The organism is Vibrio echinoideorum (genome assembly GCF_024347455.1).
Lineage (GTDB): Bacteria > Pseudomonadota > Gammaproteobacteria > Enterobacterales > Vibrionaceae > Vibrio > Vibrio echinoideorum.
Window position 1 is genome coordinate 805,248 of the sequence record NZ_AP025483.1, and the last position, 23,124, is coordinate 828,371.

Here is a 23,124-nt window from a genome sequence, read left to right on the forward strand (position 1 = left end):
ACAAAAAAGGCCGCCTAATGGCAGCCTTTCAATGTTTATCTATCAGCTTGCAAAAGCACAAGCAATAGGATTACTTAGCTAGTTGAGCTTTAAGGTGCTCGATAACCGTATCCATAGCGATAGCTTCTTTATCACCAGTACGACGGTTTTTGTATTCGAAGTTACCTTCGTCCATGCTGCGATCACCGATAACGATAGTGTGAGGAATACCCACTAGCTCGATATCTTTAAACATAACACCTGGACGCTCTTTACGGTCATCAAATAGTACTTCGATACCCATAGCTGTTAATTCAGCGTATAGCTTCTCAGCGGCTTCTTTAACGCGCTCAGATTTGTGCATGTTCATTGGTACGATAGCAACTTGGAACGGTGCTAGTGCGTCTGGCCAAGTGATACCAAATTTATCGTGGTTTTGCTCGATAGCTGATGCAACAACACGTGAAACACCGATACCGTAACAACCCATTTCTAGGATTACGCTCTTACCATCAGGACCAAGCACGTTGCAGTTCATTGCTTTAGAGTAAGTATTACCTAGTTGGAAGATGTGACCAACTTCGATACCACGTTTAAGCTGGATAGTACCTTGACCACATGGGCTAAGGTCGCCTTCAACAACGTTACGTAGGTCTTCAACTTGAGCAAGCTCAACGTCACGACCCCAGTTAATACCGAAGTAGTGCTTACCGTCTACGTTTGCGCCAGCGCCGAAGTCGCTCATTACAGCAACAGAGCGGTCAACGATGAATGGCAGCTCTAGGCCAACAGGGCCAAGTGAACCAGGACCAGCACCAACAAGTGCGCGGATCTCTTCTTCAGAAGCCATCTCTAGCGGAGAAGCAACTTGTGGAAGATTTTCTGCTTTCACTTCGTTAAGCTCGTGATCACCACGGATGATCAGTGCAATGATATCTGCATCTACTTCATCAGACGCTTTAACGAATAGAGTCTTAACTGTCTTCTCGATTGCTAGACCGTGTTGCTCTACAAGTTCTGCGATTGTTTTAGCGTTTGGCGTATCAACCAGTTCCATCTCTTGAGTTGGTGCTGCAACTTCTTCAGTAGGAGCTAGTGCTTCTGCTTTCTCGATGTTCGCTGCGTAATCAGATTCAGAAGAGAATGCGATTAGGTCTTCGCCGCTTTCAGCAAGAACGTGGAACTCTTGAGAGCCGCTGCCGCCGATTGCGCCAGAGTCTGCCAATACTGGACGGTACTCAAGGCCCATGCGGTCAAATGCTTTACAGTAAGCATCGTGCATCGCTTGGTAAGACTTTTCTAAGCCTTCTTTATCGAGATCAAAGCTGTACGCATCCATCATAGAGAATTCACGTGCACGCATTACGCCAAAACGAGGGCGGCGTTCATCACGGAATTTAGTCTGGATTTGGTACAGGTTTAGAGGTAGCTGTTTGTAAGAGCTGATCTCATTACGTACTAGGCTCGTTACCACTTCTTCTGCTGTTGGGCTAAGAACGAATGGACGAGAGTGACGGTCTGTGAAACGAAGTAGCTCAGGACCCATCTTTTCAGAACGGCCAGTCTCTTCCCAAAGCTCAAACGGTTGAACTACGGGCATCAAGATTTCAACGGCACCTGCATTATCGATCTCTTGGCGAACGATATTTTCGACTTTACGCAGTACACGTAGACCAGTAGGTAGCCAAGTATATAAACCTGAAGCTAGCTTACGGATCATACCTGCACGTAGCATCAGCTGGTGGCTGATAACTTCTGCGTCGTTTGGAGTCTCTTTCAGAGTAGAAAGAAGGTAGTTACTGGTACGCATTCTATGGTATCCGTTTCATCATTGATAAAAGAAAATTTGCTGCAGTGAGTGACGACAGCAAATCTGATATAGCCGCATATAATATCAGCCTATTTGGGATCTCAAAAGCGTTCAATGTCGGTAACATTGATGAAAAGCGTTTCAACAACGAATTTCACGTTAAGATCGAACAAATTTACCGCATATTCCTTGCTGTCTGGCTTGCCTTTCTTATAAGCGGGCCTTGGATCTTGGCCTAGCACTTCTTTGATCACCTGAATGATATGGCGCGCCTGTGGGTGACCAGACAGCTTACTTTGGGCTTGCTGCGAGAAGTTCACATCTAACACTTCAGGTTCATCGGCGGCAAACCCTCCTAGTGCATCGGGAATTGAATCTGAGTAGGGGATATAAGGTTTGATATCGATAATAGGCGTGCCGTCGACGAGATCAACGCTGCCTAGCTCTAACCAAGTTTGTCCCTTTTCTTGAGATACACCTTTGAGCTCAACTGCAGACATGCCTATTCCATTCGGCCTAAAAGTGGCACGCGATGCGAAGACACCAATGCGTTCATTACCGCCAAGTCGAGGTGGCCTTACTGTTGGTTTCCAGCCTGCTTCAAGGTTCTTATCGAACAGAAACAGCAGCCACACATGGCTAAATTGCTCAATACCACGAACGGATTCAAGACAGTTTGCTGCGTCAGCAAGCCTAACTCTTGAGCTAGATGTTGGTACCAACCTAGGCTGCCTTGGTACTGCAAACTTCTCTTTATAGGGAGACTCTATAAAGCCAATAGGTTCAATGGAGTACATGAGGGAAGGTTCTCGGATTACAATCTATGGCTGAAAAATATCATAAAATCGCTTGTTTTTCTTTTGATAATAATTATCATTTGATACGTTATAACGTATCAATTTAAATCTTTAGGGAAATACAATGAAACCGAATATCCACCCTGACTACCGCACAGTGGTGTTCCATGACACCAGTGTTGATGAATACTTCTTGATTGGCTCAACGTTGAAAACAGAACGTACTATCGAATGGGAAGATGGCAATACTTACCCTTATTTCACGATTGAAGTGTCTGCAAAATCGCATCCTTTCTATACGGGTAAACAGAGAGTGCTACATAAAGAGGGACGCGTTGCTAACTTCACTCGTCGCTTTGGTCAATTAGGTAAGGGAGCTAAATAATGAAAGTTGTTAAATCACTTAAAAGTGCGAAAAGCCGTCACCCTGATTGCCAGATAGTTAAGCGTAGAGGGCGTCACTATGTGATCTGTAAATCCAATCCAAGATTTAAAGCGGTTCAAAAATAACCGTCAATATGATGTGACACGTGTGTAAAAACGAGGGGAAAGTCAAACTTCATTCATTTGTCTGTTTTTCTTTTCCTTCGAGAGGAACCTTGCTGAATATTGAGTGCTTATTTAAAGTACGCTGTGCTTTGTTTTTAAATGAATCAATGAGTTATATCATCAGTTATATCTGTAGTGAATGTGTAATTGTGAATTATAAATCTAGTTTTTGTATTTAATGTAGATTTATTTGCTAATTAATTGTTCAAATAGAGTTGAAAGTCGTCGTTTGTTACACATCTTGTAACATTTTGAATTTCTAATTGATAATTTTGTCGCGTACCCTTCGCTGGCAATTTGAACATTTTTGTCACAATTGCACAGGAATCACTACACAAGGAGGGAACAGATGAGTTCATCTGCTTCAATAAAAAACAACGCACCAAAGAAACCTATTTTCACACGCTTTTTAGACAGCGTTGAATATTTGGGGAACCTTTTACCCCACCCAATCACTCTTTTTGCAATCTTCTGTGTCGCAATCCTAGTTTCTTCAGGTATTGCTGGTTACTTTGAAGTGTCTGTAATGGACCCTCGCCCCGAAGGTGCTAGTGGTCGTGCTGCTGATGGTATGATCCACGTTGTAAGCCTGCTTAATGCAGAAGGCCTACAACTTATCGTTACAAATCTCGTTACAAATTTTGTTGGCTTTGCTCCTTTAGGCACCGTGCTTGTTGCCATGCTAGGTGTAGCCATTGCTGAACATTCTGGTCTTTTATCTGCTGCAATGCGCGGCATGGTAATGGGCGCATCTCAGCGCATGGTGACAGTAACTGTCGTCTTTGCAGGTATTATTTCGAATACTGCATCTGAGCTTGGTTATGTAGTTCTTATCCCACTTGCAGCGATGCTTTTCCATTCTTTAGGTCGTCACCCTCTTGCAGGTTTAGCGGCTGCATTTGCTGGTGTCTCTGGTGGTTATTCTGCCAACCTACTTATCGGTACGGTTGATCCACTGCTTTCGGGTATTACCGAAACTGCAGCACAAATGCTTGATCCATCTTACTCTGTTGGTCCTGAATCAAACTGGTACTTCATGTTTGTTTCGACCTTCTTTATCTCGATTGCAGGTGCATTTGTAACAGAGAAGATTGTTGAACCTAAGCTGGGTAAATACAACGACGAAGACGCGTCTGAAGACCTTTCAAATGACTCAATGGGTAAGCTCAATGATACTGAGAAGAAAGGCCTTAAGTTTGCGGGTGTTGCAGTATTAATCGTCAGTGCGCTTTTAGCTTGGACTGTTGTTCCTGCTGACGGTGTTCTGCGTTCAGAGGCGGGCACGATTTCAGGCTCTCCATTCCTGAAAAGTATCGTCGCGTTTATCTTTGTATTCTTTGCTATTCCTGGTTTTGTTTACGGTAAAGTTACCGGTTCAATGAAGAATGACCGTGATGTGATTAATGCAATGGCGACGTCTATGTCTTCAATGGGCATGTACATTGTTCTTGTCTTCTTTGCTGCACAGTTTGTTGCTTTCTTTAAGTGGACGAACTTTGGTCAAGTCGTTGCTGTAGGTGGCGCTAGCTTCTTACAAGATATTGGCTTAACGGGTCCAATGTTGTTCTTCGCATTTATCTTAATGTGTGGCTTCATTAACCTGATGATCGGTTCAGCGTCTGCACAGTGGGCAGTAACAGCGCCAATCTTCGTTCCAATGCTTATGCTAGTAGGCTATGCACCAGAAACGATTCAAGCGGCTTACCGTATCGGTGATTCAACAACGAACATCATTACACCAATGATGAGCTATTTCGGTCTTATCCTTGCAGTAGCGACTCGTTACATGAAGAACCTAGGTATTGGTACACTGATTGCGACAATGCTGCCTTACTCAATGGTATTCATGTTCGGTTGGAGTATCTTGTTCTACTTATGGGTATTCGTATTTGGTCTACCAGTAGGTCCAGGTGCTGCAACTTTCTACACGCCTTAGTTAACAGTGATGGGCGAACATTTTGATTCGCTTATTAACTGAATAAAAGATGATATACCCAAGAGCCTGCATTGATGCAGGCTCTTTTTGTATGAGCCAGTAAATTTACAATCCTGCAAACCGATAGGTGACGCCAAACTCCAATGACCAGCCCAAATCTTGTTGTATTAATGCGCTGTCGCTGTCGTGATGAATTAAGTCTGCGCGTGCGATACCAATCCAGGTTGGCGTGAACTCATAAAGCCCGATTAACCCTGCTTGATAAACAAGCGTCGATCCCGCATCAAACTGGTTTAACCCTGAGGCAGAAGATTCGGTGTTAGAAATACCATACAGGTGATTGGACAGTTTCTTATCACGATAATCGACTTCTAGGTAGGGCGTAATGGTGAATGGTTGCGTCCAGGTTTCTAATGTTCTGCCTAAGTGAAGCTGAACTTCGTAGCCGTCATGTTCTGAAGTCACATCGTGTAAGTAGGTGAGGCGTGCCCCTACCGTGCCTAAAGTTATCCCCAGCTCTCCATTACCATCTCGGTCTTGAATGCCGTTAGGTAGGTCAACAACGGTGTCTGATACTTCAGCAAAGCGCCAGTTTCCAGATAGCCCAACATAGGGTAACAGCTGCCAATTGGCTAGGCTGCCATCGATGAAACCTTTTGGACCTGAGTAGAATAGGTTTGGTGTCGCGCCAAATTGAGGGGCACTTTTAGTCGAGAAAACACTTTCACCATAGGTGATGCTGCCTCCGATGATTCCGTACTCTTGATCAGCAAAGCCTTCATCAGCAAAAGAAAGTTGGGTGCTGCCAAAAACAATGGATAGCGAGAGGGCGATTCGACGAATCATAAGCAATACTCCGTTATTGTAATAAATATCAAGAACGGAGTAGGTCGATTAAAATTTCATCGGGGCTGTATTGACTAAGTGACGACTTCTAAAGCTGTCGTCATTAGAAAGACTGCGTTTAGCGTTTAGCTAGCAGGCGATCGAGGTGGTTTGCGAACTCACGACGGTCGGTTTGAGAAAGGGTGCTTGGTCCGCCAGTTTGAATGCCACTTGAACGCATGGTATCCATAAAGTCACGAATGTTGAGACGCGCTTTGATGGTCTCTTTGGTGTAAAGCTCGCCGCGAGAGCTTAAAGCAAGCGCACCTTTGGTGATCACTTCGTCAGCCAGAGGTATATCGGATGTAATCACCAGATCGCCCGGTTCAGTGCGTTTTACGATTTCATCATCTGCAATATCAAATCCACTCGGCACTTGAATTGAATGTATGTTGTTGCGCTTGGGAACGGGAACCAAATGGTTTGCGACAAAGGTGCATTCCACACCCGTGCGCTCAGCTGCGCGTACAATTGTTTCACGGATAACCTTGGGACAAGCGTCCGCATCAACCCATATCTTCATAGTGTTCTATTTCTCTGTTGGCTTATTATCTGTAAATTTATTGCTCTGTTGCCTTATTGACCAGTTAGCCTATTGCGCCGTTAACTTATTGTTCAGTTAATTTGGCTTCAAGCGTGGCAACGCGAGCGGTAAGTTCGAGAATTTGCTTTTCTAGTTGGCTAACACGATCGAGTGCTGGCGCTTCTTGTGTCGCAACTTCCACTTTAGGGACGCGATTGGCTGTTTTCCAGCTCTTGATGGTTGTGATTAAAGCGGGCATAGGAACGGATGTACTCATGCGAGCCTTAACTAAAGCAACTGTCGGCTCTTTCCCTTGTGCTTGTAGTCCTTCAAGCACCGATTTTAACTCTTCAGACACATCTTTAGTGAGCATGCTGACCTCCATTTTTAGTCTTTTTCTATTTTACTCGCTCGAGTGAATGATAGCGAATCATAAAAGCGCCTATGGCTTGTGAGAGATCTCTTACAAAGGTTGTGAGATAACACGAATATATCTTTAGAGAGATTGATGTGCATATGGTTAAGGCTCTGATTTTTAGTTGTTTTATTTAATTAACAACTTGGTTGAATTAAAAGTGTGATGCAAATCTATTGTCCAAAATCTTAAATCGCGTAAATTAAACCTTGTCGGAAGGATTCTGACACGGAACAGGAAAGCACCAAGGATTTGGTTATCTTCAGGATGAAGATTTGGTTACTTAGGATTGAGTGATCAAGCATGGAGCGTAAGGACATTGTAGGGATACAGACAGTTAACAGGAAGTTAGCTGCAACGGAATGACAATGGACACCTTTAGGACAAAGGGTTGGATTAGCATCAGGATGATGTAAAGGACACCGCTCACGGAACAAGTGATGTGCGCTAACTAGGATTGTTAGCTTTCAGGATGATTGGGACACCGCTAGGACGGCGAAGTAAAGGAAAGAGCTGAAGGATTACAGCCACTATTATGGATGATGCATGGAGCATTAATTAGTAGCCGGACTGCTGCGAGTAAGACCCTAGCCCTGACACTTCGGTGTCGGGGCTTTTCTTTATCTAGGCACTTTGTTACCTGGGCGCTTTTTATCTAAGAGATTTTTATCTAAAAGCCTTGCATCTGCTTTCCTGCTAATGGTCAACACAAGGAGTGTTTTATGACAATAGCAACTTCAAGAACGCTGTTGGTACCTTATACCGAGCAGTTAGAACATGACTTTATCAAGTTGAATTGCAGCCCCATTAATCGTGCTGAAATGAATGGGCCGCACTCGATCACTTCTGCAAAACACTTATTTCAAGACATATTGAACGATAATGTTGGTTTTTGTCGGGCTATTATCCATAACCAAACCCGGGAGTACCTTGGGCATCTGTTTATTTCATCTGAAGGTGAGAAACATGAACTGGGTTTTATTCTGGATAAAGAACATTGGCATCAAGGGCTAGCGAGTGAGGTGTTGAAGCCATTTTTTGGTTTGGCTTGTTTTGAAAAGCACTTAACGAGTGTTATTGCGACGGTCAATGTTGGTCATAACCCATCCATTAAGTTACTCGAAAAGTTAGGCTTTGCATTTAAAGAGACCAAACAAGATCAGTTTGGCCCCTATCATGAATATCGTTATACCAATTATTGTGATGTTACATTCTATGAGGCTGTAGCTCAAAGCGCATAGAGCGAAACCCCACCATTGTCAGTTGCCCTTTATAACAGTCGTCTCCTAAAGCCGAAAACTCAAATTGGTACACCGTGTGCCAGCGCCAAATTGTGGTCAACTCATGGCGCATCTTAAGCTTATGACCACTGAAGGCAACATTTAATAACTGCAAGTCGAGCTCTTTACATTTTCTCGCAATGGCCGTTTTTGCTAGTTCGGATTGCCTGCGCTGTTGCCAAAATAAAAAGCAAAAGAAGCACAAAAACAAAATAGCCAATAAGTTATCCATCATTTAATCGATACTTCCTTTTTATCTCTTAATCTCAATCGTGATTATTAAGCTATTAACTTATTGAGCTTTTGCCGCTTGTTGTAACTCAACAAGTGCGTTGGCGAGTTCTGGTGATGGGTTCGAGTTCAATAGCGGTAAAAATACCATTCTTAACGCTGGAATCATCACTAAATCAGCAAATAATTGATTGAATAGGTTTTGATTGCCTGTTTGTGCGAGACGCAGCAAGAATTGCTCAGCAATGACCGGATCTTGTAAGGCGCTCCAACTGCGGCCTGCTATACCAATCAACACCTCTTGGTGGCTTAAGCGTGGACTAGCCAAAATTTTGTTAATCACGGCATTCGTTGTACTTTGCTTTGCGCCAGAAAGGGCACGTATCAATGCTGAAAGTAAGAACAGATCTGGCTCTTTACTTGTGATTTCATTCTCTGCCATTTCTTGTAATTGCTGAGCGAGCTTGTCATTGATTTGCGTATGCTCAAGCGCGCATAACGTTGCGTAAAGAGGTTCTGATGGCAGCTTATGAAGTGCTTTGCGAATCGCTACACCGTTTTGTTTGTGGCTTAAGCGAGCGCACATATCTGTGATGCCTTGAAGACCAACGGTTTTCCAGTTGTTCCAATCTAGCTCACCCGTGAAGTAATGTTGAGCGTGTTCATAGTATTGGCTGGTCGTAAGGTCTAATCCTGCTCTTACCTGGCTATGGAATACTGCCATTTTGTCTTCTGAAGGCTTGAAAGTGTATGGGTTGTTTGACAGCTTTTGTTGTTGCTCTTCGCTGATCTCGCCGTTCAAACGAGTGCCCATTGCTTCGATAACAAACTTTAAGAAATTACCAACATCACCCTGATGTAATAGGCCTCTTTCATCGAGTTTGAATTTTAGGAACCAAATCCACGGCTGCTTGTGTTCATTCCAGTAGCTAATCGCTAAGTGAGCCTGTTTCTGCAGTGGGAATGGGTATGGCTGTTTCCCTTGCTCAACATCAGAGAATAGGGTGTTGTCGATTTTCTGGATACGGCGACCGAGGTCGTAGATATCGTATTGGCAAGCGCTATTTTTCAGCAACTGAGTGAGCGTGTGAATCGTTTCCATAGTAATAAGCTCCTAACTTTCTTTCCTCAATAGATGGTACTCTATGCCCCAATTTCAAGGTCACTAGATAAATAACTTGGTGAAAAATGACAGTTGCCACAAAGTTACCTCTTTTACTTCAACAATTAGAACGACAAATGCGCCAGTGTTCTTTATGGAGCAGTTCTCCTCCATCGGAAGAAGCGTTGGCGAGCGTTGAACCTTTTGCTATTGATTTGTTACCACCTGAAGAGTGGTTGCAGTGGATCTTTATCGTTAAGATCAACGCAATGATGGATGCGCAAATGAATTTACCAAAAGGTTTTGCTATCTATCCTTATTTTAGTGAAGTGTGGAAAAATGAGGCAGACAAAGCCGAATTGCTAGTGACAATTCAGAGCATTGATGAGGTATGTGCGTAATGCTAGAGATCATTTATCAAGATGAGTATTTTGTCGCAGTGAACAAGCCTGCGGGCATGTTGGTCCATCGCTCATGGTTGGATAAACATGAGACACAATTTGTGATGCAAACACTGCGTGACCAAATTGGTCAGCACGTATTTCCACTGCACCGTTTAGATCGCCCAACATCCGGTGTGTTGGTGTTTGCGTTGTCGAGCGAGGTTGCTTCACAGGTGATGCCGATGTTCGCGAACCATGAGATGCAAAAAACATATCATGCGATTGTTCGTGGCTGGATAGAAGAGGGTGACACTTTAGATTACGCACTCAAGGTAGAGCTAGATAAGATTGCAGACAAATTTGCAAAAGAAGATAAAGAACCACAAGAAGCGGTAACCGTTTACGAGCCGCTAGCAAAAGTTGAAGTGCCATACTCAACAGGCCGTTTTCCTACCAGTCGCTACTGTTTGGTTGAGATGATGCCAAAGACAGGGCGAAAACATCAATTACGTCGCCATATGGCACACCTAAGACACCCTATCGTTGGTGATACTTCACATGGTGACGGCAAACACAATCGACTGTTCCGTGATGATTTAGACTCGCACCGTCTGTTATTGCACGCCTCTGAGTTGCGCTTCATCCACCCTTTTACAAAAAAAGAGTTAGTGATGAAGGCTAACCTAGATGAAACGTGGTTAAGATTATTTGAAACCTTTGAGTGGAATATAGATTTACTTAATGCTGAATTTCGCTGTTTCAAGTAAGAGATCAAAATAGAAAGTAGAACAAAAAAAAAGGGCTGATAGTGATATCAGCCCTTTTTTGATTTCTGTGCAATTTGAATGAAATAGCTAGAATTTAATAGCGATTTCGTTTATCGCAGGATCATTTCAGCTTTGCTAGATCCGCTTCGATCTCGGAGATCTTGCTCGAAACCACTTTCTCTAAGTGGCGCAAGTCGGTGAGGATCTTCTGCTTCACATCCACCTCAGTGGTTGGCGTAGGTTTGGTAATCTTATTTAGCTCATCAATCACAAGAGTGAGGTTGCGGTTTATCTCAGTCACTTCTTTGTATTGATTATTGCCACCACTAACAAGCACACTTTTCACTTGTCGTGGGTACTTGAACTTGACGCTTTTCGCGAACAATTCGCCTTTCTGTTTACGAAAGTAAATCTTGAGAATATCTTTATGTGCTTCTTGGCGAAGGGAGTAACGTTCAATCTGTTTAGGTTCGTGGATACCTAAGCCAGTGAGGTTTGGATACATAAGCGACCTCTAGTTTATGAATGTAATACTTTTATGTAATTGACTTAATCAATGTAGCAGCCTAATGACGAGCTAGATAGTTGATATATGGGAATTGATTGTAAGTTGTGGGCAAGATCGCTCTCTATCTTTACCCACACTTACTCGGCTATTAAACCTGTTATATAAGGTCAAACTTATTTTCTAGATCTGAATGTATTTCCCTGATCTAAATTGATTTCTATCGCCAAATCCTTTTTCTAGGGCGCGAGTTCAGAAACATGCTCAGTTAACCTTTCTCTTAACGCTTGTTCCTGTTCCTCTGAAAGCCTTCCTCCAGCTTCACTGGTTAGAATAAATAAATCTTCTGCACGTTCACCTATGGTGGTGATTTTCGCACCATGTAAATTAATGTCCAATTCAGCAAAGGTCGCACCTACTTGAGCCAGCAGCCCCGGTGTGTCGAGCGCTCTTAACTCCATCAAGGTGCGTTTTTTACTCTTGGTTGGTAGAAATTCAACCAAAGTCTTCACTTTGAAATGCTGTAAGTTACGAGGTGTGCGACGTGTTTTGATCTTAGTTGGGCGACCATCGGCTAGAACATGGGTCAGGTGTTTGGCGACGGCTTTATGCCTTGCTTCATCAATCGCTTTACCATGTTGGTCTAGAACAATAAAAGTATCCAAAACATGTCCGTCTTTACTGACCATCACCTGCGCATCATGAACGTTAAAGTTACGTCGATCGAGTTCGGCAACCACAGTCGCGAACAGTGCGGCTTGGTCTTTACAGTAAACAAAGACTTCAGTACCGCCACGAGTGGCTTTCTTACTGATCAGTACTAAAGGTTGGCTTGGGTCTTCTAAGCGAAGCAGATGTTCACAATGCCAAGCAATTTGCTTGTGTGTATGACGTAAGAAGTAGTCAGCTTTGAAACGCTGCCAAAGCACTTCAATTTCACGCGCAGTGAAGCCTTCTTTACGTAGCAATGCTGAGGCCATTTGTTGGTTGTGGCGAATACGGTCTCTTACATCGACCGGGTTTTCTAAACCACGGCGCAGTGCTCTTTGTGTTGAATGAAACAATTCAGCCAACAAAGTGCGCTTCCAGCTGTTCCATAGTTCAGGGTTGGTTGCACAAATGTCTGCAACGGTTAGGCAAACGAGCAGCTCCAACGACTCTTCATCGCGAACTTTCTTGGCGAATTCGGTGATCACTTCTGGGTCATGGATATCACGGCGCTGAGCGGTAACAGACATTAACAGGTGATTTTGTACCAACCATGATACTTGTTTGGCTTCTGGTTTCGATAATCCATGCTCAATACAGAAAGAGTAAGCCTCGACGGCGCCAATTTCTGAGTGGTCTCCACCACGGCCTTTACCGATGTCATGAAAGATAGCCGCAAGAATCAGTAATTCTTTCTTCTGAACGCGTGGATACACTTCACAACAAATAGGGTGTTTGTCGTGGTTTTCTATTTGGCCGAAACGGTTAATATGCTTGAGAAGACGAATACTGTGCTCATCAACGGTGTAAGCGTGGAAAAGGTCAAATTGCATCTGACCAACAATTTGGCTCCACTGCGGCAAATACGCTGATAGCACGCCTAACTTGTGCATCAAGCTAAAGGCTTTGTGCAGAGCATTCGGGTGGCGAACCAGTGCCATGAATTTGTCACGTGCTTCAGGGATGGTATGCAGGAAGCGGTTTAATCGGCGACGTGCCGTACGCAGTTGTCGCAAGGTTGGTGGGCTGACCCCTTCGATGGAAGAGTCGTTAGCGATATGGATAAACATATCGAGAATTGTTTCCGGACGAGCTTGGAATAGGGCGGGCTTACGGGCTTCGATCAGTGAACCTCGACGCTGGAAGTCGTTATCGAGAATTTCCGCTTCTTGCGTCTCACCGCCATTGATGATCGCTTGATCAAACAACTTAAGCAGCATCTTATTGAGCTCTGCTACGCGACGAAGTGTTCGGTAGAATTCCTTCATCATCATTTCAACGCCACGGTTTCCTTCACCGGTATAACCTAGATGTTCGGCGACTTGAGCTTGGTGTGCGAACGTTAAACGGTTGTCGTAACGGCGCAGTTCAATATGCAATGCAAAGCGAACACGCCATAGGAAATCTTGGCATTCAACTAACTCACGATACTCGGCATCGGTAAGAAAGCCGTACTTACTCATCTCTAGTAAAGATGTCGCACCGAAGTGTCGACGTGCTACCCAGCTTAACGTGTGGATGTCTCGTAAGCCGCCAGGGGTTGATTTGATATCAGGTTCTAGATTGTAAGTGGTGTCGTGGTAGCGAGCATGACGCTCTCTTTGTTCTTGAATCTTAGCTTTGTAGAAGGTCTCACTTGGCCAAAATGAATCAGAATGGATTTTTAGCTTAAGTTCTTGAAAGGTGTCTTCGCTGCCACACAATAAGCGTGACTCTTGCAGGTTAGTGGCAACGGTTAAATCATCGGTGCCGATATCAAGACACTCTGCAATGGTACGCACGGCGTGACCAACTTCGAGTTTCAAGTCCCAGAGTAGGGTAATGAATTGACTGACCTTTTCGCCTAGTGCTGGTGGTAGTGTTTTTTGCGAGACGATTAAAATATCAATGTCAGATAGAGGATGAAGCTCACCTCGACCATAACCACCTACCGCGACAAGGGCAATATGAGGCAGTTTGTTGAATCCTAAGTGCTCCCATAATCGATTGAGAAGTAAGTCCATGTATTCGGACCGCAGCAGTACCAGGTCGGTAACTGGGTGATGATTCAGAAATTCACTTTTTTGATACTGCGTGAAGATTTCGAGCTGATTTTTTAATTCGCAGATTTCAATTTGTTCGTCATTGAACGTAAGAGGGCATTGATAAGGCATAGTCTGCTATCCGTGCAAGCAAATGAGAATAGTAAACAATTTAACAGATGCTGATGGAAAATCGAAATTGAGCAGATAAAAAAATATCCTCGACAATGCGAGGATATTTTTAAAAGGCTGATGCGTTCAGTTTGATGAACTAAGCGTTCTTCATGATACGTGGAATAGTATCATCGCTGCGCAGGGTTAGTACTTCACAACCAGTATCGGTAACAACCAATGTGTGTTCCCATTGTGCAGAGTTCTTGCTGTCTGCTGTGTATACTGTCCAGCTATCTTCGTCATCTAGACGACAGCCAAACTTACCAGCGTTGATCATTGGCTCAATAGTGAAACACATTCCCGATTTTAGCACTGTGCGGTCGTTGTTCTTGTAGTGTACGACTTGTGGATCTTCGTGGAACTCAGAACCAATGCCGTGGCCACAGTAATCTTTTACAATCGAGAACTTAGCGCGTGGGTTGTTCTTGTTGTTTGTCTTGATGTACTTCTCGATAGCAGTACCGATCTGACCAAGTTGAACCCCAGGCTTAACTTGACGCATACCTTCGTAAAGTGCTTCTTGAGCAACCATACATAGACGCTTGTTTGCAGGTGAAACTTCACCAACAAGGAACATCTTAGAAGTGTCACCGTGGTAACCTTGTGGGCGAACGCTTAGGTCTGCGTTTTCGTCATCAGGAACAATCACAGTGATATCAACATTCAGAATGTCGCCGTCTTTTAGTACTGCAGGTTTGAATTGACCTGTGCTGCCAGTCTCATCTTGTGATGCTGGAATACCATGACACACGATGTGGTTGATAGACGTACAGATTGACTTAGGGAAACCGTGGTAATCAAGTGGTGCTGAATATGCGCCTCTTTCTAGAGCGTACTCGTGACAGATTTTGTTCAGTTCTTCTGTCGTTGTACCTACTTGGATGTGAGGTTCAATCATCTCTAGAATTTCAGAAGCCAGCTTGCCGGCAACGCGCATTTTTTCAATTTCTTCAGCAGTTTTAATTTTTACAGCCATTGCATATCTCTTAATTTGGTAGCACCTAAGTGTGCATATTGGGGCTATTCTATCAGTGCAGCATTTTAGCGCAACATTCCCATGTCCGTACAATGTTGGTGGATACTGCTCAATCTGAGTAGATAATGTTCGGTTTAATGACGCAGACGCGATTTGAATAGGACACTATTTTATAGAGAAAATTCACCGCTAGGGATCAGTATAGCAGTCGCCATTTGTAGATTTTTTTCTAGCCATAGATAGACAAAATATGGTATAAAGCGCGCCGGACATCAGGACTGTTTTCTCCATTTGGCGAAACAAGCTTTGTGTCTACTAACTTATTTCTTTAAATCACACACATTCCGACACATGTTCCGGGGTGCCTCAACAACACAGATAACGGCTGAAAAGTGGTTAGTTGTTAGGGGTCGGATTCATGGGGAGTGTGGAGGCCTAACCCCATAGAGGATTTTAAAATGGCAACTGTATCAATGCGCGATATGCTTAAAGCTGGTGTTCACTTCGGTCACCAAACTCGTTACTGGAACCCAAAAATGAAGCCATTCATCTTTGGTGCTCGTAGCAAAGTTCATATCATCAACTTAGAAAAAACTGTACCAATGTTCAACGAAGCTCTAGCTGAAATTGCTAAAGTTGGCGAGAAGAAAGGTAAAGTTCTTTTTGTTGGTACTAAGCGTGCTGCATCTGAAGCTGTTAAAGAAGCTGCTATCAACAGCAACCAGTTCTACGTTAACAACCGCTGGTTAGGCGGTATGCTAACGAACTACAAAACTGTTCGTCAGTCTATCAAGCGTCTGAAAGAACTTGAAGCGCAAGCTCAAGACGGTACTTTCGACAAGCTTACTAAGAAAGAAGCTCTAATGCGTACTCGCGAAATGGAGAAGCTAGAGAAATCTCTTGGTGGTATCAAGAACATGGGCGGCCTACCTGACGCTCTATTCGTAATCGATGCTGATCACGAACACATCGCAGTTAAAGAAGCTAACAACCTAGGTATCCCAGTTTACGCTGTAGTTGATACTAACTCTAACCCAGACGGCATTGACTTCATCATTCCTGGTAATGACGATGCAATCCGTGCAGTACAGCTTTACCTTAACGCTGCTGCTGACGCGGTTAAAGAAGGCCGTAACAAAGACGTTGTTATCGCTGCTGCTGCTGAAAAAGACGGTTTCGTAGAAGCTGAATAATAGCGGCTCTGAGCCATATTTAGTTCATATTCAGGTGTCATATTGATATTTGAAGCAAGCTAAATACAGTCAATATCAGGGGCCATTTAATGAGGCCCCTGTTTTTTATCTTTTTTAGAATTAACTGAGGAATAGAGAATGGCAACTGTAACTGCAGCTCTAGTTAAAGAACTTCGTGAACGCACAGCTGCGGGCATGATGGAATGTAAAAAAGCGCTTGTTGCTGCTGAAGGCGACATCGAGCTAGCAATTGAAAATATGCGTAAATCTGGCGCAGCGAAAGCAGCTAAAAAAGCTGGTAACGTTGCTGCAGAAGGCACAATCGTTATTAAAGAAGACGCTGGCGTTGCTGCTCTTCTTGAAGTTAACTGCCAAACTGATTTCGTAGCTAAAGATGCAGGTTTCCTTGCATTCGCTAACGAAGTTGCTGAAGCTGCTCTAGCAGAGCGTTTAGATATCGTTGCACTTCAAGCTAAGTTTGAAGACGCACGTATTGCGCTAGTAACTAAAATCGGTGAAAACATCAGCATCCGTCGCGTTGAGCTAATCGAAGGTGTTGCACTTGCTTCTTACCGTCACGGCGAGAAAATCGGTGTTGTTGTTGCTGGTGAAGGCGAAGCTGAAACGCTTAAGCACATCGCTATGCACGTTGCTGCTTCTAAGCCTGAGTACGTTAACCCATCTGACGTACCTGCTGACGTAGTAGAAAAAGAAAAAGCTGTTCAAGTTGAAATCGCTATGAACGAAGGCAAGCCTCAAGAGATCGCTGAGAAAATGGTTATCGGCCGTATGAAGAAATTCACGGGCGAAGTATCTCTTACTGGTCAAGCTTTCATCATGGAACCTAAGAAAACTGTTGCTGACATTCTTAAAGAAAAAGGCGCATCAGTTACTACCTTCGTTCGTTTAGAAGTTGGTGAAGGTATCGAGAAAGCTGCTGAAATGAGCTTCGCAGACGAAGTTGCAGCGGTACAACAAGGTTAATCCTTAGCGTATTGATTGAAAAAAGACCGTGGCAAATGCTGCGGTCTTTTTATGAATAGTGAATTATTTTTGGCTTTAGCTGTTATGAATGCGAACTGAACTAATCAGTTTTTATCCATGACTGTTAATCATCAACTCTTTGGAAGGTAAACTCCATGACTACGAACCCTAAACCGGCGTATCAACGTATTCTGTTAAAACTTAGCGGCGAAGCACTACAAGGCGAAGAAGGTTTTGGTATTGACGCGACGGTCCTTGATCGTATGGCTCAAGAAGTAAAAGAATTGGTTGAACTAGGTGTTCAAGTAGGTGTTGTTATCGGTGGCGGTAACCTTTTCCGCGGTGCAGGTCTTGCTGAAGCAGGCATGAACCGCGTTGTTGGTGACCATATGGGTATGCTTGCAACGGTAATGAATGGCCTTGCAATGCGTGACGCTCTACACCGTGCTTACGTAAACGCACGTGTAATGTCAGCAATTCCTCTTAAAGGTGTGTGTGACGACTACAACTGGGCAGATGCAATCAGCCAACTACGTCAAGGTCGCGTTGTGATCTTCTCTGCTGGTACTGGTAACCCATTCTTTACAACGGATTCTGCTGCATGTCTACGTGGTATCGAAATCGAAGCTGACGTAGTTCTAAAAGCGACAAAAGTAGATGGTGTATTTACTGCAGACCCAGTAGCAAACCCAGACGCAGAGCTGTATGATACTTTGTCTTACAACACAATTCTTGAGAAAGAATTGAAAGTAATGGACTTGGCTGCATTTACGCTAGCACGTGATCACAAAATGCCAATCCGCGTATTTAACATGAATAAGCCAGGCGCATTGCGTCGCGTGGTTATGGGTGAAACTGAAGGTACATTAATCAGCGACGCTGACTAATTTTTCGGGCTTACTGAGGCTTCGTGCTTTGGTAAGCTTATCCTTATCACTCCAAATAAAAAGCTTTCTTGAAGAAAGAACATAATCAAGGTGAAATTGTGATTAACGAAATCAAAAAAGACGCTCAAGAGCGCATGGTAAAAAGTGTTGATGCACTAAAAAACAGCCTACAAAAAATTCGTACAGGCCGTGCTCACCCGAGCCTACTTTCTGGTCTTACTGTTGAGTACTACGGTGCGCCAACGCCTTTGACTCAAGTAGCTAACGTTATCGCTGAAGACGCGCGTACACTAGCAATTACAGTGTTTGATAAAACACTGACTCCTCTAGTTGAAAAAGCAATCATGACGTCTGACCTAGGTCTAAACCCAATGTCTGCTGGTACGGTTATCCGCGTTCCACTTCCGCCGCTAACGGAAGAGCGTCGTAAAGACCTAGTTAAAATCGTTCGTGGCGAAGCTGAAGGTGGCCGTGTTGCTATCCGTAACATCCGTCGTGACGCGAATGGCGATCTAAAAGCGCTTCTTAAAGATAAAGAAATCTCAGAAGACGAAGATCGTAAAGCACAAGATGAAATTCAAAAGCTGACTGACACTGCGGTTAAGAACGTAGATGAAGTTTTAGCAGTTAAAGAAAAAGAGTTGATGGAAGTTTAATTTTCCATATTCTTTTCTTTCCGGAAAAACGCTGTACTCACTGTTCAGCGTTTTTTTATGCTACTCTGTTCGACTATTAGAATTTGATTCACTCTTTTATGCATAATTCTCAAGCGTTCACAGACTCTCTTCCTAAACACATTGCTATCATTATGGATGGTAATGGTCGCTGGGCAAAAGCTCAGGGCAAGCCTCGCGTATTTGGCCATAAAAACGGTGTTCAAGCCGTCCGAAAAACCATCTCTTCTGCAGCCAGACTTGGCATTAAAGCCGTGACACTTTTTGCGTTTAGTAGTGAGAACTGGCGTCGTCCTGAAGAAGAAGTCGGTATCTTGATGGAACTGTTTATTTCAGTCCTTTCGAGTGAAGTAAAAAAACTTCATAAAAATAATCTACAGCTTCGTGTTATTGGTGACAAAAGTCGTTTTAATGATCGACTACAAAAGAAGATAGAAGAAGCGGAAGCTTTAACTCGCACCAATACCGGTATGGTTATTAATATTGCGGCTAACTACGGCGGCAAGTGGGATATTCAGCAAGCTATGACTTCGATTGCTCAACAGGTAAAGTCTGGTGATATTAATGTAGAAGACATTGATGAAGCTATGATTACACAACACCTGACTATGGCAGATATCCCTGAAGTCGACCTATTGATCCGCACTAGTGGTGAGTGTCGCATTAGTAACTTTATGCTTTGGCAGTTGGCTTACGCCGAAATGTATTTCACTGAACAATTCTGGCCAGACTTTAATGAAGACAGCTTAGTAGAAGCTGTGACTTGGTTTGTAAATCGTGAGCGTCGTTTTGGATGCACCGGTGAGCAAATTAAAGCTCTGATGGACAGTTAATAAGGATTTCTTGGTTTGAAACAACGAATTATTACGGCGTTGATTTTGGCTCCCCTAGTTATTCTAGGTATTTTTGAGTTATCACTTCCCACGTTTATTCTTTCATTGGCGGTAATCACTCTGCTTGGTTTTTGGGAGTGGACTCAGTTTATTGAAAGTAAATCGCGTTATTTGGCATTGATTCCAACGGTTGTGGTCAGTGCTGCAAGCTTTGCTGTTATCCCTTTTGATGCATTTAGTCTTAATAACCTATCTAGCGTTCACTATGCCATTCTGAGCATCGGTTCAATTTGGTGGGTTATCGCGAGTGGTATGGCTGTGACTTATCCTAAGTCGATGCCTGCATGGAAAGACTCTTCTATTCTTCGTCACGCATTTGGCGTTCTGACTCTGTTACCATTCTTTTGGAGTGTCGTTATTCTGCGTGCTAATGGTATCGATGCTGATCCTTACCATGGTGCAAAGCTCGTAATGTTTGTTTGCTTGCTAGTGTGGGCTGCAGATAGCGGTGCATATTTCTCAGGTAAGATCTTTGGTAAGCGTAAAATGGCGCCAGCGGTAAGCCCCAATAAGACGATTGAAGGTCTCATTGGTGGAATTATTACTGCGGTGATCGTGGCTTGGATCTTTGCTGACTTGTTTGATATCCAATTTACAAGTCCTCTTCACATGATTGTTATTACTCTTGTGACCGTCGTTATCTCTGTTCTTGGAGACCTTGTTGAAAGCATGTTTAAGCGTGTTTCTGGGGTGAAAGACAGTAGTAATCTGATTCCTGGTCATGGTGGTATACTTGATAGAATAGATAGCTTAACGGCTGCATTCCCTGTCTTTGCTCTGCTTTATTTAGCATTCTAATAAAAAGGGCAGTGATTCTGCCCTTTATTACATTTCTACGGTCATATGTGATGCGAAATCTAACTATCCTTGGCGCTACCGGCTCAATTGGTGCAAGTACACTAAAAGTCGTTGAGCAAAACCCAGCTTTATATTCAGTCTTTGCACTGGCTGCGGGTTCAAATGTTGAAAAGATGCTGGCGTTAGTTGAAAAGTGGCGACCGAATTATGTTGCTATGGCATGCCCAGATGCGGCGTCCCAACTGGCTGAAGTGTTGTCAGTTAATTACCCAGAAATTCAGGTGCTTTCAGGTTCTGAAGGTATGTGTCAGGTCGCTTCTCTAAAAGAAGTTGATACGGTAATGGCTGCTATTGTTGGTGCTGCCGGTTTACTTCCAACGATGTCAGCGGTTAAGGCTGGTAAGCGTATTTTGCTTGCGAACAAAGAAGCCTTGGTGATGTCTGGGCAGTTGTTTATTGATGCTGTAGAAAAGTACGGTGCTGAGCTACTTCCTGTTGACAGTGAACACAATGCTATCTTTCAATGCCTGCCTAAAAACGTACAAACTAATTTAGGCCGTTGTGAGCTTGAAGCTAACGGTATTAACCATATTCTTTTGACTGGCTCTGGCGGTCCTTTTCGCTATAGCGACGTTGCAGAACTCGATTCAGTGACCCCTGAGCGTGCCATTGCTCATCCTAATTGGTCTATGGGTCCTAAAATCTCGGTCGACTCAGCAACAATGATGAATAAAGGCCTAGAGTATATTGAAGCGAAATGGTTGTTCAATGCTTCTGAAGAACAGTTAAAAGTCATTATTCATCCTCAATCTGTTATTCATTCAATGGTGCAGTACAAGGATGGCTCCGTGCTTGCTCAAATGGGCGAGCCTGATATGGCGACGCCAATTGCGCTGACCATGTCTTACCCTGAGCGTATTGAAGCGGGTGTTAAGCCTCTGGATTTCACTAAAGTAGGTGAACTTACCTTTTTGGAACCAGACTTTAGCCGTTACCCATGTTTAAGATTAGCGATTGAAGCATGCTACCTAGGTCAGCATGCAACCACTGCAATTAACGCTGCAAACGAAATTGCAGTCGATGCTTTCTTGAACAATCGAGTGAAGTTTACCGATATTGCTGTCATTAACGAACATGTTATGAGCAAAGTATGTGAACAACATAACTCTGAGGGCCTAGATAGCTTGGAAAGCCTTCTCGAGCTAGATAATATGTCACGTCAAATAGCCATTCAATTTATTAAAGAGCAGCTAACATGAGTGGAATCCTGTGGAACTTCGCATCTTTTATCGTAGCGCTTGGCATTCTGGTCGCTGTTCATGAGTTTGGACACTTCTGGGTTGCTCGTCGTTGTGGTGTGAAAGTTGAAAAATTCTCGATTGGTTTTGGTAAATCAATCTGGAGCAAAATTGGTCGTGATGGCACGGAATATAGTCTGTCAATGATTCCACTGGGCGGCTACGTTAAAATGCTCGATGGTCGTGTTGACGATATCACTGAAGAACAGCAACAATATGCTTTTGACAAGAAGCCGTTGTGGAAACGAACGGCGATTGTAGGTGCTGGCCCAGCATTTAACTTTATCTTTGCCGTCTTTGCATATTGGTTGGTGTTTTTGATTGGTGTACCGGCGGTCAAACCCGTTATTGGTGAAGTCACTCCGCAATCTATTGCTGCACAAGCCGGAATTGAAAGTGGGATGGAACTTAAATCTGTTTCAGGAATCAAAACCGCAGATTGGGAATCCGTTAATATGGGTTTGATATCCCATATTGGTGACCAATCCATGACAGTAACGGTTTCTTCTCAAGACGATATCGGCTTTGAACAAAAAATGACATTGGATATTTCAGACTGGTCGTTTAATCCAGAAACTGAATCTGCAATGACAACGCTTGGTTTTAGGCCTTACTCTCCAGAGATATCGACAGTGCTTGCTCAAGTGATTGACGACGGTGCTGCATACTCTGCAGGGCTAGAAGCTGGCGATAAAATTATTGAGATTAATGGTCAGTCCATTGAACAGTGGCTGTCGGTTGTTGAGTTAATTCGTGCAAACCCGGAGACATCATTAGACCTAGTCGTCTTACGAAATGGTCTTGAACAGTCCTTGGTGATGACGCCAAAAAGTCGAGAGCTTTCTGATGGTTCTACAATTGGCTACGCGGGTATTGCTCCAGAAGTCGCAGAATGGCCAGAAGACTATCGCTTTGAGTTACAATTTGGTGTAATTGAGTCTGTAGGAAAAGCATTTGATAAAACAGGTCAAATCATTGGTTTGACGCTGACAATGCTTAAAAAGCTCATCGTTGGTGATGTAGGCTTAAATAACTTGAGTGGCCCTATTTCAATAGCGAAAGGCGCAGGTACAACCGCTGATTACGGTCTGGTTTACTTCTTAGGCTTTTTGGCTCTGATTAGTGTTAACTTAGGTATTATTAATTTGGTTCCGCTGCCTATGCTTGATGGCGGACATTTGCTCTTTTTCGCTATTGAAGCTGTTACTCGCAAACCTGTCCCTGAGAAAATTCAGGAGATTGGATATAGAGTGGGAGGGGCAATCCTCTTCTCTTTGATGGCTCTGGCAATATTTAATGATTTTACTCGTCTGTAAATGGTTTCTTACAGGCATTGGTAGTAGCAAGGAATAATTA

Annotated in this window: 24 protein-coding genes; 14 read left to right on the forward strand and 10 right to left on the reverse strand. The window is 43.6% G+C overall.

Annotated features, from left to right (window positions below):
- Positions 1–70: 70 nt before the first annotated feature.
- Both OCV36_RS03775 and tsaA read right to left on the reverse strand, forming a co-directional pair.
- Positions 71–1,789, reverse strand: a complete 1,719-nt coding sequence (locus tag OCV36_RS03775; protein ID WP_135456041.1) for a proline--tRNA ligase — start codon at positions 1,787–1,789, stop codon at positions 71–73.
- Positions 1,790–1,890: 101 nt separating this feature from the next.
- Positions 1,891–2,586: a tRNA (N6-threonylcarbamoyladenosine(37)-N6)-methyltransferase TrmO gene (gene tsaA, locus OCV36_RS03780; RefSeq protein WP_102553647.1), complete on the reverse strand. Its 696-nt coding sequence runs from the start codon at positions 2,584–2,586 to the stop codon at positions 1,891–1,893.
- A 124-nt stretch (positions 2,587–2,710) separates the two neighbouring features.
- On the opposite strand from tsaA, the gene OCV36_RS03785 reads away from it, so the two are divergent.
- From OCV36_RS03785 to OCV36_RS03795, 3 genes are all read left to right on the forward strand, one after another.
- Positions 2,711–2,971 carry a type B 50S ribosomal protein L31 gene (locus OCV36_RS03785; protein ID WP_004734366.1) on the forward strand — a complete coding sequence of 87 codons (261 nt, stop codon included), beginning with the start codon at positions 2,711–2,713 and terminating at the stop codon, positions 2,969–2,971.
- Positions 2,971–3,096, forward strand: a complete 126-nt coding sequence (ykgO, locus tag OCV36_RS03790; RefSeq protein ID WP_010436457.1) for a type B 50S ribosomal protein L36 — start codon at positions 2,971–2,973, stop codon at positions 3,094–3,096. The genes OCV36_RS03785 and ykgO overlap by 1 nt, the downstream gene beginning before the upstream one ends.
- 388 nt (positions 3,097–3,484) lie before the next feature.
- A complete protein-coding gene (locus OCV36_RS03795) occupies positions 3,485–5,071 on the forward strand; it encodes an AbgT family transporter (protein ID WP_016800687.1) in 1,587 nt (528 codons plus the stop codon).
- Positions 5,072–5,176: 105 nt separating this feature from the next.
- Here the strand turns inward: OCV36_RS03795 and OCV36_RS03800 are convergent, their stop codons facing one another.
- The 3 genes from OCV36_RS03800 to OCV36_RS03810 all read right to left on the reverse strand — a co-directional run bounded on the left by OCV36_RS03800 (position 5,177) and on the right by OCV36_RS03810 (position 6,852).
- On the reverse strand, positions 5,177–5,917 hold the full coding sequence (locus tag OCV36_RS03800; RefSeq protein ID WP_135456043.1) for a MipA/OmpV family protein: 741 nt from the start codon (positions 5,915–5,917) through the stop codon (positions 5,177–5,179).
- Between the two features lie 118 nt (positions 5,918–6,035).
- The gene (locus tag OCV36_RS03805) at positions 6,036–6,479 is read right to left on the reverse strand and encodes a YaiI/YqxD family protein (RefSeq protein ID WP_004734361.1); all 444 of its coding nucleotides are present in this window, start codon (positions 6,477–6,479) and stop codon (positions 6,036–6,038) included.
- Between the two features lie 85 nt (positions 6,480–6,564).
- Positions 6,565–6,852, reverse strand: a complete 288-nt coding sequence (locus OCV36_RS03810; protein WP_102553645.1) for a hypothetical protein — start codon at positions 6,850–6,852, stop codon at positions 6,565–6,567.
- Positions 6,853–7,616: 764 nt separating this feature from the next.
- Between OCV36_RS03810 and OCV36_RS03815 the strand changes: the two genes are divergently transcribed.
- Entirely contained in the window at positions 7,617–8,135 is a 519-nt protein-coding gene (locus OCV36_RS03815; protein WP_017072679.1) for a GNAT family N-acetyltransferase, read from the forward strand.
- Here the strand turns inward: OCV36_RS03815 and OCV36_RS03820 are convergent.
- Both OCV36_RS03820 and OCV36_RS03825 read right to left on the reverse strand, forming a co-directional pair.
- Entirely contained in the window at positions 8,101–8,409 is a 309-nt protein-coding gene (locus OCV36_RS03820) for a DUF3301 domain-containing protein (protein WP_017072678.1), read from the reverse strand. The two genes, OCV36_RS03815 and OCV36_RS03820, sit on opposite strands and share 35 nt — an antisense overlap.
- Positions 8,410–8,466: 57 nt before the next feature.
- Entirely contained in the window at positions 8,467–9,507 is a 1,041-nt protein-coding gene (locus OCV36_RS03825; protein ID WP_135456045.1) for a DUF3549 family protein, read from the reverse strand.
- 86 nt (positions 9,508–9,593) lie between these two features.
- On the opposite strand from OCV36_RS03825, the gene OCV36_RS03830 reads away from it, so the two are divergent.
- Both OCV36_RS03830 and truC read left to right on the forward strand, forming a co-directional pair.
- Positions 9,594–9,908, forward strand: coding sequence for a YqcC family protein (locus OCV36_RS03830; RefSeq protein WP_135456047.1), 315 nt, complete (start codon positions 9,594–9,596; stop codon positions 9,906–9,908).
- A complete protein-coding gene (truC, locus tag OCV36_RS03835) occupies positions 9,908–10,657 on the forward strand; it encodes a tRNA pseudouridine(65) synthase TruC (RefSeq protein ID WP_135456049.1) in 750 nt (249 codons plus the stop codon). Before OCV36_RS03830 ends, truC begins: the two co-directional genes overlap by 1 nt.
- A 121-nt stretch (positions 10,658–10,778) precedes the next feature.
- Here the strand turns inward: truC and OCV36_RS03840 are convergent, their stop codons facing one another.
- The 3 genes from OCV36_RS03840 to map all read right to left on the reverse strand — a co-directional run bounded on the left by OCV36_RS03840 (position 10,779) and on the right by map (position 15,041).
- Positions 10,779–11,162: a DUF3461 family protein gene (locus OCV36_RS03840; RefSeq protein ID WP_017072674.1), complete on the reverse strand. Its 384-nt coding sequence runs from the start codon at positions 11,160–11,162 to the stop codon at positions 10,779–10,781.
- A gap of 239 nt (positions 11,163–11,401) precedes the next feature.
- Entirely contained in the window at positions 11,402–14,023 is a 2,622-nt protein-coding gene (gene glnD, locus OCV36_RS03845; RefSeq protein ID WP_102553642.1) for a bifunctional uridylyltransferase/uridylyl-removing protein GlnD, read from the reverse strand.
- 139 nt (positions 14,024–14,162) lie between these two features.
- Positions 14,163–15,041 carry a type I methionyl aminopeptidase gene (gene map, locus OCV36_RS03850; protein WP_017072672.1) on the reverse strand — a complete coding sequence of 293 codons (879 nt, stop codon included), beginning with the start codon at positions 15,039–15,041 and terminating at the stop codon, positions 14,163–14,165.
- Between the two features lie 458 nt (positions 15,042–15,499).
- Here map and rpsB point away from each other — a divergent pair, with 458 nt between their 5' ends.
- The 8 genes from rpsB (at position 15,500) to rseP (ending at position 23,084) form a co-directional block, all read left to right on the forward strand.
- Positions 15,500–16,234: a 30S ribosomal protein S2 gene (gene rpsB / locus OCV36_RS03855; protein WP_004734351.1), complete on the forward strand. Its 735-nt coding sequence runs from the start codon at positions 15,500–15,502 to the stop codon at positions 16,232–16,234.
- Between the two features lie 138 nt (positions 16,235–16,372).
- Positions 16,373–17,218, forward strand: coding sequence for a translation elongation factor Ts (gene tsf / locus OCV36_RS03860; protein ID WP_017072670.1), 846 nt, complete (start codon positions 16,373–16,375; stop codon positions 17,216–17,218).
- 155 nt (positions 17,219–17,373) lie between these two features.
- Entirely contained in the window at positions 17,374–18,105 is a 732-nt protein-coding gene (gene pyrH, locus OCV36_RS03865) for a UMP kinase (protein ID WP_017072669.1), read from the forward strand.
- Between the two features lie 98 nt (positions 18,106–18,203).
- Positions 18,204–18,761 (forward strand): ribosome recycling factor, encoded by a 558-nt coding sequence (frr, locus tag OCV36_RS03870; protein ID WP_029224715.1) that lies wholly within the window; start codon positions 18,204–18,206, stop codon positions 18,759–18,761.
- A gap of 98 nt (positions 18,762–18,859) precedes the next feature.
- Positions 18,860–19,612, forward strand: a complete 753-nt coding sequence (locus OCV36_RS03875; RefSeq protein ID WP_029224714.1) for an isoprenyl transferase — start codon at positions 18,860–18,862, stop codon at positions 19,610–19,612.
- 15 nt (positions 19,613–19,627) lie between these two features.
- Complete coding sequence (locus OCV36_RS03880; RefSeq protein WP_135456051.1) at positions 19,628–20,470, forward strand: phosphatidate cytidylyltransferase; 843 nt, start codon at positions 19,628–19,630, stop codon at positions 20,468–20,470.
- 50 nt (positions 20,471–20,520) lie between these two features.
- Positions 20,521–21,729 (forward strand): 1-deoxy-D-xylulose-5-phosphate reductoisomerase, encoded by a 1,209-nt coding sequence (ispC, locus tag OCV36_RS03885; RefSeq protein WP_017072665.1) that lies wholly within the window; start codon positions 20,521–20,523, stop codon positions 21,727–21,729.
- Positions 21,726–23,084: a sigma E protease regulator RseP gene (gene rseP, locus OCV36_RS03890; RefSeq protein ID WP_017072664.1), complete on the forward strand. Its 1,359-nt coding sequence runs from the start codon at positions 21,726–21,728 to the stop codon at positions 23,082–23,084. Before ispC ends, rseP begins: the two co-directional genes overlap by 4 nt.
- Positions 23,085–23,124 lie beyond the last annotated feature (40 nt).

Coding starts and splice junctions, on each gene's coding strand:
- truC (WP_135456049.1), top strand. CDS start 9,908: ATGCTAGAGATCATTTATCAAGATGAGTATTTTGTCGCAGTGAACAAG.
- OCV36_RS03805 (WP_004734361.1), bottom strand. CDS start 6,479: ATGAAGATATGGGTTGATGCGGACGCTTGTCCCAAGGTTATCCGTGAA.
- OCV36_RS03800 (WP_135456043.1), bottom strand. CDS start 5,917: ATGATTCGTCGAATCGCCCTCTCGCTATCCATTGTTTTTGGCAGCACC.
- map (WP_017072672.1), bottom strand. CDS start 15,041: ATGGCTGTAAAAATTAAAACTGCTGAAGAAATTGAAAAAATGCGCGTT.
- rpsB (WP_004734351.1), top strand. CDS start 15,500: ATGGCAACTGTATCAATGCGCGATATGCTTAAAGCTGGTGTTCACTTC.
- tsf (WP_017072670.1), top strand. CDS start 16,373: ATGGCAACTGTAACTGCAGCTCTAGTTAAAGAACTTCGTGAACGCACA.
- OCV36_RS03840 (WP_017072674.1), bottom strand. CDS start 11,162: ATGTATCCAAACCTCACTGGCTTAGGTATCCACGAACCTAAACAGATT.
- OCV36_RS03875 (WP_029224714.1), top strand. CDS start 18,860: ATGCATAATTCTCAAGCGTTCACAGACTCTCTTCCTAAACACATTGCT.
- ispC (WP_017072665.1), top strand. CDS start 20,521: ATGCGAAATCTAACTATCCTTGGCGCTACCGGCTCAATTGGTGCAAGT.
- OCV36_RS03810 (WP_102553645.1), bottom strand. CDS start 6,852: ATGCTCACTAAAGATGTGTCTGAAGAGTTAAAATCGGTGCTTGAAGGA.
- ykgO (WP_010436457.1), top strand. CDS start 2,971: ATGAAAGTTGTTAAATCACTTAAAAGTGCGAAAAGCCGTCACCCTGAT.
- rseP (WP_017072664.1), top strand. CDS start 21,726: ATGAGTGGAATCCTGTGGAACTTCGCATCTTTTATCGTAGCGCTTGGC.
- OCV36_RS03820 (WP_017072678.1), bottom strand. CDS start 8,409: ATGATGGATAACTTATTGGCTATTTTGTTTTTGTGCTTCTTTTGCTTT.
- OCV36_RS03830 (WP_135456047.1), top strand. CDS start 9,594: ATGACAGTTGCCACAAAGTTACCTCTTTTACTTCAACAATTAGAACGA.
- pyrH (WP_017072669.1), top strand. CDS start 17,374: ATGACTACGAACCCTAAACCGGCGTATCAACGTATTCTGTTAAAACTT.
- OCV36_RS03795 (WP_016800687.1), top strand. CDS start 3,485: ATGAGTTCATCTGCTTCAATAAAAAACAACGCACCAAAGAAACCTATT.
- OCV36_RS03785 (WP_004734366.1), top strand. CDS start 2,711: ATGAAACCGAATATCCACCCTGACTACCGCACAGTGGTGTTCCATGAC.
- tsaA (WP_102553647.1), bottom strand. CDS start 2,586: ATGTACTCCATTGAACCTATTGGCTTTATAGAGTCTCCCTATAAAGAG.
- OCV36_RS03775 (WP_135456041.1), bottom strand. CDS start 1,789: ATGCGTACCAGTAACTACCTTCTTTCTACTCTGAAAGAGACTCCAAAC.
- OCV36_RS03815 (WP_017072679.1), top strand. CDS start 7,617: ATGACAATAGCAACTTCAAGAACGCTGTTGGTACCTTATACCGAGCAG.
- OCV36_RS03825 (WP_135456045.1), bottom strand. CDS start 9,507: ATGGAAACGATTCACACGCTCACTCAGTTGCTGAAAAATAGCGCTTGC.
- glnD (WP_102553642.1), bottom strand. CDS start 14,023: ATGCCTTATCAATGCCCTCTTACGTTCAATGACGAACAAATTGAAATC.